The sequence below is a fragment of the Streptomyces sp. HM190 genome, assembly GCF_009857135.1.
Classification (GTDB): Bacteria; Actinomycetota; Actinomycetes; order Streptomycetales; family Streptomycetaceae; genus Streptomyces; species Streptomyces heilongjiangensis.
Genome location: NZ_CP047318.1, coordinates 6467063 through 6479428, shown reverse-complemented (window position 1 = coordinate 6479428; position 12366 = coordinate 6467063). Strand labels below are relative to the sequence as shown.

The following is a 12366-nucleotide window of genomic DNA, read 5'->3' as shown; positions in this document are numbered from 1 at the left end:
GGGATGACCGCCGGGGCGACCCGATGCCATGACGTGATCAGGCTGTGACCGGTCGTTCGATCAACGCCAGTGCGAGCTGCGGGAGTTCCGTCCGGTCCGCGACACCCCCCTTGAGCCAATGCACCCGCGGGTCGCGTCTGAACCATGAATCCTGACGGCGCGCGAAGCGCTTGGTGGCACGGACGGTCTCGGCACGCGCCTCGCCCATGGTGCACTGTCCGGCCAGGGCCGCGAGGACCTGCTGGTAGCCGAGTGCCCGCGACGCCGTACGCCCCTCGCGCAACCCCTGCGCCTCCAGTGCGCGCACTTCCTCGACCAGTCCGGCGTCCCACATGCGGTCGACGCGGGCCGCGATGCGTTCGTCGAGTTCGGGGCGGGCCACGTCGACACCGATCTGCACGGTGTCGTAGACCGAGTCGTGGCCCGGCAGGTTGGCGGTGAAGGGCTTGCCGGTGATCTCGATCACTTCGAGGGCCCGGACGATGCGGCGGCCGTTGCTGGGCAGGATGGCGTGGGCGGCCTCGGGGTCGGCGGCGGCGAGCCGGGCGTGCAGGGCGCCGGACCCGCGCAGGGTCAGCTCCTCCTCCAGGCGGGCCCTGACCTCGGGGTCCGTGCCGGGGAACTCCAGGTTGTCGACGGCGCCCCGGACGTACAGACCGGAGCCGCCCACGAGGACGGGCCAGCGCCCCGCGGCGAGCAGCGCGTCGATGCGCGCCCTGGCGAGCCGCTGGTACTCGGCGACGCTGGCGGTGACCGTGATGTCCCAGACGTCCAGGAGGTGGTGCGGGACCCCGTCGCGCTCCTCGGGGGTCAGCTTGGCGGTGCCGATGTCCATCCCCCGGTACAGCTGCATGGAATCGGCGTTGACGACCTCGCCGCCGAGGCGCTGGGCCAGGAAGACACCCAGATCGGACTTGCCCGCCGCGGTCGGGCCGACGACGGCGATGACCCGCGGGGCGGGAACTGCGCTACTCACCGCCCCAGTCTCGCAAACCTCGGGGGCTCATCTCGAACGAGCTACGTGACGCGAGGGGGGCGGGGTCGTTGCGTGTTGCGTGTTCTGAGCGCCGGTTTCGAGTGCCGGCGACCCGGTCGACGCAATCGGGCGCTCCGGGTAGGCGCGGGAATGAACCCGCACGAGTAGCTTTGAGGTTGATATGGGCGTTTTTTCGCTGTTTCGTCGCAAGACGAAGGGCTCGGAGGAGGCCGCGGAGGCGACCTCCGCGGTGACCACCGAGGCCGGGACGGAAGAGGCGGACGAGGCGAAGGGACCTGCTGAGGCCGCCCGGCCGGAAGCCGACACCGGGAGCGAGGCGAAGGACGCCGCGGCGGAGGCGGCCGACGAGGCGGACGACGTCGAGATCCCCCAGCAGCAGACCGCCGAGAAGGCCGCCGACAACGAGGCCGGTGAGGGCGCCCGCACGTGATGATCCGCGCGGGAAGGTGGACCACGGGTCTTCCGCACAGCACGAGAGCCGGACTCTCCCCGGCCGAGGAGAAGGTCCCGGACCTCGCCCGCAAGCACGAGGGCAGGATGAGGATCCAGCACCGTCTCGACACGGCCGCGCACGCGGTCGACCGGAGGACCACGGGCACGTACCTTTACACGATCCAGTCGGGCACGGGCAAGGCGAAGCTCGCCATGGACCGACTCGCGCACGGGGAAGGCCGCGGCGGCACACCGCCCCCGGCTTCCTGAACACCCGCACATCGACGGACGGCCGCGGAGCGCCTCGCTCCCGGCCGTCCGCCGTGTCACGACCAGGTCGCCACCAGATACCCCACGCCGTAGGGGGCGTCGTCGTACAGCAGGCTGCCGCTCAGGTCGGCCTCCTCGGCGGCGCCGGCCAGCACCTGCCAGGGGGCGCGGCCGGAGACCAGCAGCTGCCCCGCCAGTCCCGTGTCCAGCGCCTTCAGCGCGGCGACGTCCGCCGTGGCGAGGGCGCGGGCGAGCGCCGCGTCGAAACCGGCGGCGCGGTCGTCCAGGTACCCCGGCGCCTTGAGCGTGCGGCAGGCGCTGGCGTCGCCCATCACCAGCAGGGCCACCCGCTCGGCCGTCCCGGCGATGTCCCGCCCGAGGGGGACACACCGCTCGGCGGCGAGGGCCTCCGCCACGGCGACGCCCTCGACGGGGACGGACGGCCCGGCGCGGCCGAGCAGCCAGGCGGCCACCGCGAGGGACGCCGGCAGCTCGCCCTCCGGCCGCTCCTCCGCGGCCACGCCCGGCCCGAGCCGGACGTCGAGATCCACGCCGAACCCGCGGAACGACCCGCGCGCGCCCTGCGGGAACCTGCCGTCCCGCGCGGCGGGCCCGACGACCACCAGGCGGGTGGGCCGGGCGGCCGCGAGCACCCCCAGCGCGTCCGCGCACGCCTCCCGCGCACGGTCCAGCTCGGGCGCGGCCCCCGCGGCCACCTCGGGCACGAGCAGCGGAGGACAGGGACAGACAGCGGCGGCGACAAGCATGATCCGCAGGGTAACGGTCGCCCCCGCGCGAAGCACGGGGCGGACCGCAGGCGCCCGCGGCGGGCCGTCAGTGTCCTGCGCACCCGCCCGTCGTGGCCACCGGCAGCGGCTCGGGCACGCCGATGCCCGGCAGGCCGAGCAGCACCCCCGCCGGCTTGGTCTCGGGGGCGGCGTTCCGCTTCTCCCAGGCGTCGCCCGCTCGCGTCCGGCGCACATCGAGGACGGCACCCTCGGCGAGGAGGTGGTGCGGGGCGGCGTACGTGATCTCGACGGTCACCACGTCACCGGGGCGCACCTCCTGGTCCGGCTTGGTGAAGTGGACGAGGCGGTTGTCGGGGGCGCGGCCGGACAGCCGGCGGGTGGCACCGTCCTTGCGGCCCTCGCCCTCGGCGACCATCAGCTCAAGGGTGCGCCCGACCTGCTTCTTGTTCTCCTCCCAGGAGATCTCCTCCTGGAGGGCGACGAGGCGCTCGTAGCGCCTCTGCACGACCTCCTTGGGGATCTGGTCCTCCATGGTGGCCGCGGGGGTGCCGGGGCGCTTGGAGTACTGGAAGGTGAAGGCCTGCGCGAAGCGGGCCTCGCGCACCACGTGCAGCGTCTGCTCGAAGTCCTCCTCGGTCTCGCCGGGGAAGCCCACGATGATGTCGGTGGTGATCGCCGCGTGCGGGATGGCGGCGCGGACCTTCTCGATGATGCCCAGGTAGCGCTCCTGGCGGTACGAGCGGCGCATCGCCTTGAGGACGGTGTCCGAGCCGGACTGGAGCGGCATGTGCAGCTGCGGCATCACGTTCGCCGTCTCGGCCATGGCGGCGATCACGTCGTCGGTGAAGTCACGGGGGTGCGGCGAGGTGAACCGGACGCGCTCCAGGCCCTCGATCGTCCCGCAGGCCCGCAGCAGCTTGCTGAACGCCTCACGGTCGCCGATGTCGGAGCCGTACGCGTTGACGTTCTGGCCGAGGAGCGTGATCTCGGAGACCCCCTCGCCGACCAGCGCCTCGATCTCGGCGAGGATGTCGCCGGTCCGGCGGTCCTTCTCCTTGCCGCGCAGCGCGGGGACGATGCAGAAGGTGCAGGTGTTGTTGCAGCCGACGGAGATCGAGACCCACGCGGCGTAGGCGCTCTCCCGGCGGGTCGGCAGGGTGGAGGGGAACGCCTCCAGGGACTCGGCGATCTCGACCTGCGCCTCGTCCTGCACCCGGGCGCGCTCCAGCAGGACCGGCAGCTTGCCGATGTTGTGCGTCCCGAAGACGACGTCCACCCAGGGCGCCTTCTTGACGATGGTGTCGCGGTCCTTCTGGGCGAGACAGCCGCCGACGGCGATCTGCATGCCGGGCCGGGACGCCTTCACGGGGGCGAGGCGGCCGAGGTTGCCGTAGAGGCGGTTGTCGGCGTTCTCGCGTACGGCGCAGGTGTTGAAGACGACGACGTCGGCGCCGCCCTCGCCGTCGGGCGCGCGCACGTACCCGGCCTCCTCCAGGAGACCGGACAGCCGCTCGGAGTCGTGGACGTTCATCTGGCACCCGTAGGTGCGGATCTCGTAGCTCTTGGGTCCTTGAACGTCCACTGCCGGGCTCCGGTCGCTGCTGCTGGTCATGGCTCAAGGGTAGGCGGTCCCCGGAGGGCTCCGTCCCGGGCGGGCGCCCCACCACCGGGGACCCGGACGCCCCTGTGCACCGGCGGCGGCGTCGGCGCCCGGCGCCGTGTCAGACGTGGCCGGTTGCCGCGGCGAGGGCGTCGATGTCGTCCTCGTAGGTCAGATAGCGTCCGGTGAGCGGGTCGGCGTCGCCCCGGACCAGGCGCAGCAGGTTGCCGACGGCCGCGTCGAGCGGAGCGAAGCGGCCGGCCTCGCGCTGTGCGTCGAGCCACGAGGAGAGCCGGCGCCGCCAGGGGTCGTCGCCGTCCTGGTCCTCTCCTGCGGGTGCGCCGAGGCCCACGTTCACCATCCCCGGGTGGTAGCTGAACGCGGTGATCCCGTGCGGCAGCAGTTCGATGGCCAGGTTCTCGGTCAGTTTGTTCACCGCCGCCTTGGAAACGGAGTAGGCGCTGACGTACGGCCAGCGGGTGTGCCCCGCGTGGCTGGAGATCGTGACGACGCGCCCCTGACCGCGCTCGATCATGCCGGGCAGCACCGCCCGGCAGGCGGCCAGCGGGCCCTCCAGGTTGACCTCCAGGGTGTGCCGCCACTCGGCGGGGCCGTTCTCCCAGGCCGGTCCGACGGGGCCGGACACACCCGCGTTGTTGACCAGCACGTCGATGCCGCCGAGCCGTTCGGTCGCCAGCTTGACGGCGGCGGCGAGTTCGGCGTCGTTGGTGACGTCGGCGACGGCCGTGACGACCTCGGGGGGCCCGTCGAGCCCGGCGGCGGCCCGGGGCAGGGAGTCGGCGGTCCGCGTGGTCAGGACCAGGTGGGCGCCTGCCGCGTGCGCGGCCTCGGCGATGGCCCGGCCGAGCCCGCCGGCCGCGCCGGTCACCAGCACCCGCAGACCGGTCAGGTCCATCGTGTCTTGGGACATCACAACCTCCATGGAGAGTTACGGGGTTCTGCCGCGTCGCCGCCGGCAGGACGGCGGGGGCCGGCCGCGGTCCCGGCTCACGGGCCCGCGGCCGCCGCCCCTGCCCTCGGTTCAGGCACCCGCCTCCACCGGGGCGGTGAGCACCTGGTGGAGGTGATCGGCCAGGTCCCGCGGCGCGGGGTGGTCGAACACCAGCCTGGCGGGCAGCCGTAGACCGGTCAGGGCGCTCAGCCGGTTGCGCAGTTCGACGGCGGTGAGCGAGTCCAGGCCGGACTCGTGCAGGCTCCGGTCCGGGGGCAGGGCCTCCGCGTCGTGGTGGCCGAGGAGTTCGGCGGCGGCGGCGCGGACCTCGGCCAGCAGCCGCTGCGCCCGCTCGGCCGGGGCCAGGTCGCGCAGGTGCACGGCGGGTGCGGTCGGGGCCGGTCCGGCGGGGACGAGGCGGCGCAGCAGCGGGGGCGCCCCACGGGTGCGCAGCTTGGAGACGTCGAACCGGGCGAGGGTGAGGACGCTGTCGTCCTGCCGCAGCGCCTCGTCGAACAGCGCCAGGGCGAACTCGGTGGGCATGGGCACGGTGGAGTCCGGGAGGGTGCCGTCGCGGTCCCGTTCACGCAGCACCGCGGTCATGCCGGACGCCTCCTCCCACAGGCCCCACGCCTGCGACTGGGCCGGCAGCCCCTCGGCCCTGCGGAACTCGGCGAACGCGTCAAGGAAGCCGTTCGCGGCGGCGTAGTTGCCCTGCCCCGGGCTTCCCAGCACACCGGCCAGCGAGGAGAACAGCACGAAGGCGGCCAGTTCGGTGTCCTTCGTCAGCTCGTGCAGGTTCAGCGTGCCGTCGAGTTTGGGGCGCAGCACCCGTTCCACCTGCTCGGGGGTCATCCCGGTCACCACCCCGTCCGCGAGCACCCCGGCCGCGTGCACGACGGCGACCAGGGGGTGGGTGCCGGGCACCAGGTCGAGGGCCGCGGCGAGACTTCCCCGGTCGGCGACGTCACAGGCGGCGACGGCGACCTCGGCGCCCAGCGCGGTCAGCTCCGCGATGAGCGGCTCGGCGCCCCGTGCGCCGCTGCGGCTGGTGAGCAGGAGGCTGCGGACGCCGTACCCGGTCACCAGGTGCCGGGCCAGCAGCGAGCCGAGCGTGCCGGTGCCCCCGGTGATCAGCACCGTGCCGCCGCCGAGGTCCGGCCGGGTGCCGCGGCCCGGGGAGACCCGCTCCAGCTCCGGTGCCTGGAGCCGTCCCGCGCTGATCCGCACGTGCGGCCGACCGGCTGCCAGCGCGTCGGCGAGCCGGGCCGAGGAGCGGGGGTCGCCGTCCGTCTCGACCTGGACGATGCGGCCGGGGTGTTCGGACTGCGCCGACCGCACCAGGCCGCGGGCCGCCGCGTGCGCCGGGTCGCCGCTGCGGGTCAGCACGACGAGGGGGACGTCGGCCCGGTGGTCGGCCGCCAGCCACTGCTGGACGTGGGACAGCGTCTCCAGCGTCGCCTCGCGGACGTCGCCGGGTGGCGGCGTGCACAGGACGGCGTCGGCGTCGGCGAGGCCGACCGGGTCGGCGGTGATCCCCCGGCGGTCGGGGCCCAGCAGCGCCCACTTCGGTGCGGGCGCCGCCGTGCCGGGGAGATCGCTCCACCGCGTCCGGTACACGGAGTCCGTCGGCAGGGCGCCCGTCAGCTCGCGCAGGGCCACCGTGCGGGTGCCGAGTGTTCCGCGGAACAGCGGTTCGCCCTCCGCGTCGGTGAGGGTCACGGTGAACTCGTCGTGCCCGGCGGGGGCCAGGTGGGCGCGGGCGTGGGTGGCGTGACGGTCCCCGGCCCACACGTCGTGCCACACGAACGGCAGCGCGATGTGGCCCTCCGGGACCGGCTGGGTCAGGGCGAGGGCGTGCAGGGCGGCGTCGCCGAGCACGGGGTGCAGTCCGGGGCCGGCGAACCCGCCGGCCGCGCCCTCGGGCAGCCGCAGTTCCGCGAAGAGTTCCTCGCCTCGCCGCCACAGCCTGCGCAGGGCCCGGAACGCCGGACCGTACTCGTTGCCGCGCCCGGCCAGTGACGCGTAGTCGACGGTGATCTCCTCGGCGTCGGCCGGGGGCAGAACCCCGGCGGGCGGCTCGGGGCGGGTGCTCTCGAACGGGCCCTCGAACGTGCCCTGCGCGTGCCGTCGCCAGGCGGCGCCGGGCTGTCCGGGCCTGCTGAACACCTCGACCGTGCGCCGGCCGGGGTCCGCCACGACCTGCAGCTCGGTCGTGCCCTGCCGGGACAGCGGCAGGGGGGCCTCGATGACCAGTTCACCGAGGCCGGTGCCGCCGCTGTCGTGCGCGGCGCGCAGCGCGAGGTCCAGCAGCGCGGTGCCGGGCAGGAGGCAGGTGCCGTTCACCGCGTGGTCGGCCAGCCACGGCTGGTCGGCCGGCGAGACACGGCCGACGGCCACGCGTTCGCCGCTGCGGGCGGACTGGACCGGCGTGCCGAGGAGCGGGTGGCCGGTACCCGCCGTCGGCACGCCGGTGGTCGTGAACCAGAACCGCCGCCGCCGGAAGGGGGTGGTCGGCAGCGGAACCGGCAGGCCTTCGCCGGTGGTGAGGCGCACGCCCGGCACGCCACGGGTGTACAGCTCCGCGGCGGACATCAGGAACCGCGCGGGACCGCCGTCGTGGCGGCGCAGGGTTCCGGTGACGACACCGGTACTGCCGCTCTCCTCCAGCGTCTGTTCGATCCCGTGGGTCAGCGCCGGGTGCGGGCTGGGCTCCACGAAGACCCGGAAGCCCTGCTCGACGAGGTGCTCGACGGCCGGCTGGAACAGCACGGGCTGCCGCAGGTTGCGGAACCAGTACGCGCCGTCCAGCGTGGAGTCGCCGACCCAGTCGAGGTCCACGGTGGAGAACATCGGCACCGCGGGGCTGACGCTGTGCACCTCGCCGAGGCGGGCCGTCAGCTCCTCGCGCAGCGGCTCCATCATCGGGCAGTGCGAGGCGACGCCGACGCGGACGCGGCGGGCGGGCAGACCGTCCAGCGCGCACTCGGTGAGCAGTCCCCCGATCGCCATGTCGTCCCCGGAGACCACGCTGGACGAGGGGCCGTTGAGCGCGGAGATCCAGAGCCGGTCCGGCCAGCGTTCCAGCAGCCACTCCAGCTGTGCGCGCGACGCGGACACCGACGCCATGCCGGCGCCGGGGGCGAGCGCGGCGATGACCTGGCTGCGCACCACGACGACGCGGGCGGCCTCCTCCAGCGACAGCGCGCCCGCCACGTGCGCGGCGGCCACCTCGCCCATGGAGTGGCCGAGCACCGCGTCGGGCTCGACGCCGCGGGAACGCCACAGGGCGGCCAGCGACACCATCACCGAGAACAGGGCGGGGTGGATGACGTCCAGCCGTTCCAGCGGATCGTCGCCGGCCAGGACTTCGGTGAGCGACCAGTCCACATGGGGTTCGAGCGCCCGTTCGCAGGCGTGGACGGATTCGGCGAAGACGGGTTCGCCCATCAGCCGGGCAGCCATGCCCACCCACTGCGTGCCCTGCCCGGGGAAGACGAACGCCACCTTTCCGTCGACCTCGGACACACCCGCGACGACGTTCCGCGCCGGCTTGCCCTCGGCGACGGCCCGCAGCCCGGCGAGCAGTTCGCCGGAGTCGCCGCCGACCACGACGGCACGGTGGGTGAAGTGGCCGCGGGTGGCCGCCAGCGAGTGGGCGAGGTCCGCCGGTGCCGTCTTCTCGGCGACCGGGAGCAGCCGGGCCGCCCAGTCCCGCAGCCGCTCGGGGGTCTTGCCGGACAGGGGCAGGGCGACGGCCTGCGCCGGGGCGGCGGGCGGCGGCGCGGGCCGCGCGGGCGGCGCCTCCAGGATCACGTGGGCGTTGGTGCCGCTGACCCCGAAGGAGGAGACGGCCGCGCGCGGCGGCCGGTCCGCCTGCGGCCACGGCATGTTCTCGGTGAGCAGCCGGACGTCTCCCGACGCCCAGTCGACGTGCGGCGACGGCTCGTCGACGTGGAGGGTCTTCGGCAGGGTGCGGTGCCGCATGGCCTGGACGACCTTGATGACGCCGACGACCCCGGCCGCGGCCTGCGTGTGCCCGATGTTGGACTTCAGGGAGCCCAGCCAGAGCGGGGTGTCGCGGTCCTGTCCGTAGGTGGCCAGCAGGGCACCGGCCTCGATCGGGTCACCGAGCCGGGTGCCGGTGCCGTGGGCCTCGACCAGGTCCACGTCCGACGGGGTCAGCCCGGCGTCCCGGAGGGCGAGCCGGATCACCTGCTGCTGTGCCGTACCGCTGGGCGCCGTCAGGCCGTTGGACGCGCCGTCCTGGTTCACCGCGGAGCCCCGCAGCACGGCCAGCACCGGGTGCCCGGCGCGTCGGGCCGCGGACAGCCGTTCCAGTACGACCATTCCCACGCCCTCCGCCCAGCCGGTTCCGTCCGCCGTCGCGGCGAACGCCTTGGCCCGGCCGTCCACGGACAGCGCGCCCTGCCTGCTGTACTCGACGAACGTCTGCGGGGTGGCCATGACGGCGACGCCGCCGGCGAGCGCGAACTCGCACTCGCCCCGGCGGATCGACTGCGCCGCCAGATGGATGGCCACCAGGGACGAGGAGCAGGCGGTGTCCACCGTGAGGGCGGGGCCGCGCAGCCCCAGGACGTAGGAGATCCGCCCGGAGGCGGCGGCGCCGACGGTGCCGGTGCCGAGGTAGCCCTCCAGCTCGGGCGGCACCCGGTCGGGGTCGGTGACGTAGTCGTGGTGGATCAGCCCCGCGTACACCCCGGCGCGCGCGTCGCGCAGGGAGGTGGGGTCGATGCCGGCGCGCTCCAGCGCTTCCCAGGAGGTCTCCAGCAGCAGCCGGTGCTGCGGGTCCATCGCCAGCGCCTCGCGCGGGGAGATGCCGAAGAACTCCGGGTCGAAGTCGGCCATGTCCCGCAGGAATCCGCCTCGCCGGGTGCGGGAGGTGCCCCGGCGACCGGGGGCGGGGTCGAACAGCCGGTCGAGGTCCCAGCCCCGGTCGTCGGGGAACCCGGAGGTGGCGTCTACCCCCTCGGCGACCAGGTGCCAGAGTTCCTCGGGGGAGGTGACACCGCCGGGACAGCGGCAGGCCATGCCCACCAGGACGACGGGGTCGTCGTCGGCGCCCGCGGCCACCGGCCCGAAGGAGTCGGCGGGTTCGTGCGCGCCGGTGAGGGCGGCCCGAAGATACCCGGCGATCGCCCGCACCGTGGGGTACTCGAAGGCGAGGGTGGTGGGCAGGCGCAGCCCCACGGCGGCGGCGACCCGGTCCCGCAGCCGGACCGCGTCCGCGGAGGTGAGCCCGTAGTCGCGCAGGGCCCGGTCCGGTTCGACGCCGTCACCGGCGCCGACGATCCCGCCGACCTCTCCCGCGACGAGGTCGACGAGCGTTCTGGTGAGGTCGGTGCCGGTGATCCCGGTGAGGTCCGCCCTGGCCGGCAGTCGGTCCGACGGGGCTGCGGTCCCCGACGCCATGGCCGCGACCAGGGTGCTGCCCGGCCGGGTCAGCGCGACGTCCACGGCGTTGCGGACGCGGTGGTCGGTCAGCCCTTCGGCCAGCACCAGGGTCGTGGGAGCCGCCCCGGCGAGGGCGACCGTCACGGTCGTCCCGGTGACGGTGACGGTGGCGCCGGGCTCCGGGCCGGCCGGCTCGTCCACCCGGGCGCCGTGACCGCCCACGAGGTGACGGGCGATCAGGTCCGCGAGGTCGCCGGTGTCGCCCGCCAGGACGATGTCGCGGCCGGCGAGCGGCCCCTGTCCGGTGGGTGCGGCGACGCCCGGGAGCGGGCTCGGGTCGCCGTCGGCGCCGATCAGGTGCAGGCCGGGAGGGGAGCCGGCGACCGCGAGCAGCCGGCCGGGCAGTCCGGTCAGCGCCTTGCGCGCGATCTTGCCGGTGGCCGTCCTCGGGATCGCGGTCACGGCCCGGACCTCCACGGGCACCTTGAAGTAGGCGAGGTCCCGGCGGCAGCGCGCGAACAGTTCCGCGCAGTCGAGGCCGTCGCCCTCGGGGACCACCAGCGCCACCGGGACCTGGCCGAACTCGTCGTCCGCCGCCGCCGTCACCGCCGCCTCCCGCACACCGGGCACCCGGGTGAGCACGGTCTCGATCTCGGTGGGGTGGACGTTCTCCCCGCCCCGGATGATGACGTCGTCGCGCCGGCCGGTGATCCAGAGGTACCCGGCCTCGTTGCGGCGGGCCAGGTCACCCGTGCGGTACCAGCCGTCGCGGAGGACCTTCGCGGTGGCCTCCGGCTGGTTGTGGTAGCCCAGCATCACGTTCGGGCCGCTGACCCAGATCTCGCCCTCCTCACCGACGGGCACCTCGGCGCCGGTGTCCGGGTCCACCACCCGCAGGTCGAGCCCGGGCACCGGCAGGCCGCACGAGCCGGGGACCCGTTCGCCGTCCGGCCGGGTGGCCGTCATCGTCCCGCTGGTCTCGGTGCTGCCGTAGCTGTCGCTGAGCCGGACCCCGAAGGCGGCCTCGAACGCGTCGGCGAGCGCGGGCGTGCTGACCGCGCCCGCGATGAAGCACACCCGCAGCGCGGGCAGGGTGAGCCCTTCCGCGCCGGCGGCCCGGACCAGGTTGTGGTAGATCGTCGGCACCCCGACCAGGAAGGTGTAGGGACGGGAGCGCAGTTCGTCGAGGACCTCGGGGGCGGAGAGGCCCGGCATCAGGTGGGCCGTGGCGCCGACCGCGGTCACGCCGACCACGCACAGGTGGTGGCCGAGGGTGTGGAACAGCGGCAGCGGGAACAGCAGCGTGTCCGCCGGGGAGAGTTCGACCATCGGGACGTAGCAGTGGGCGACGTTCCACAGCGCGGCCCGCTGGGTGGACAGCACACCCTTCGGGCGGCCCGTGGTGCCCGAGGTGTAGAGCAGGAACGCCGGCTCGTCCACGCCGAGATCGTCGCGGGCGGGGACGTCCGGATCGCGGGTGGCGAGGTCCTCGTACGACAGGGTGTCCAGGTCCTCGTACGACAGGGTGTCCGGGATGTCGCCGGCCACGACGAGGTGACGCGGTCCGGCCGGCAGCGATGCGCGCACCTGCTCGGCGTGCGCGGCGTCGGTGATCACCACCCGGGCGTCGCTGTCGGTGAGCACGTGCAGCAGCTCCGCGTCGGAGGAGTGCGGGTTGACCGGCACGCCGACGCCGCCGGCGCGGTTGACGGCCAGATAGCTCTCGACCATCTCCACGCGGTTGCCCAGCAGGATCGCCACCCGCGCGCCCCGGGGCAGGCCGAGGGCGACCAGGTGGCCGCCGAGCCGGGCGGTCCGCCGTTCCAGCTCCGTGTAGGTCACGGCCCGTCGCACGTCGGAGTAGGCGACCTTGCTCCCCCGCACGGCCGCGTGGGCGCGCAGCAGGTCGGGCAGCGGGCGGATGAGGTCGTCGTGTTCGGTCGCGGGCATG

Annotated in this window: 7 protein-coding genes; 2 read left to right on the top strand and 5 right to left on the bottom strand. The window is 74.6% G+C overall.

The genetic code is table 11. The annotated features are described in order from the left end of the window. Positions 1-37: 37 nt before the first annotated feature. A complete protein-coding gene (miaA, locus tag GSY65_RS27730; protein ID WP_159773748.1) occupies positions 38-976 on the bottom strand; it encodes a tRNA (adenosine(37)-N6)-dimethylallyltransferase MiaA in 939 nt (312 codons plus the stop codon). Positions 977-1157: 181 nt separating this feature from the next. On the opposite strand from miaA, the gene GSY65_RS27725 reads away from it, so the two are divergent. After that, a complete protein-coding gene (locus tag GSY65_RS27725; protein WP_159773747.1) occupies positions 1158-1427 on the top strand; it encodes a hypothetical protein in 270 nt (89 codons plus the stop codon). Continuing rightward, a complete protein-coding gene (locus tag GSY65_RS27720) occupies positions 1427-1699 on the top strand; it encodes an antitoxin (RefSeq protein ID WP_159773745.1) in 273 nt (90 codons plus the stop codon). The genes GSY65_RS27725 and GSY65_RS27720 overlap by 1 nt, the downstream gene beginning before the upstream one ends. 56 nt (positions 1700-1755) lie before the next feature. On the opposite strand, the gene GSY65_RS27715 is transcribed toward GSY65_RS27720, so the two are convergent. The 4 genes from GSY65_RS27715 to GSY65_RS27700 form a co-directional block, all read right to left on the bottom strand. Further along, entirely contained in the window at positions 1756-2466 is a 711-nt protein-coding gene (locus GSY65_RS27715) for a class III extradiol dioxygenase subunit B-like domain-containing protein (RefSeq protein WP_159773743.1), read from the bottom strand. A gap of 67 nt (positions 2467-2533) precedes the next feature. Continuing rightward, positions 2534-4060, bottom strand: coding sequence for a tRNA (N6-isopentenyl adenosine(37)-C2)-methylthiotransferase MiaB (gene miaB / locus GSY65_RS27710; protein WP_159773741.1), 1527 nt, complete (start codon positions 4058-4060; stop codon positions 2534-2536). Between the two features lie 109 nt (positions 4061-4169). Next, positions 4170-4979: an SDR family oxidoreductase gene (locus GSY65_RS27705; RefSeq protein WP_159773739.1), complete on the bottom strand. Its 810-nt coding sequence runs from the start codon at positions 4977-4979 to the stop codon at positions 4170-4172. Positions 4980-5090: 111 nt separating this feature from the next. After that, positions 5091-12365 carry a type I polyketide synthase gene (locus GSY65_RS27700; RefSeq protein ID WP_159773737.1) on the bottom strand — a complete coding sequence of 2425 codons (7275 nt, stop codon included), beginning with the start codon at positions 12363-12365 and terminating at the stop codon, positions 5091-5093. Between the last annotated feature and the right edge of the window lies 1 nt (position 12366).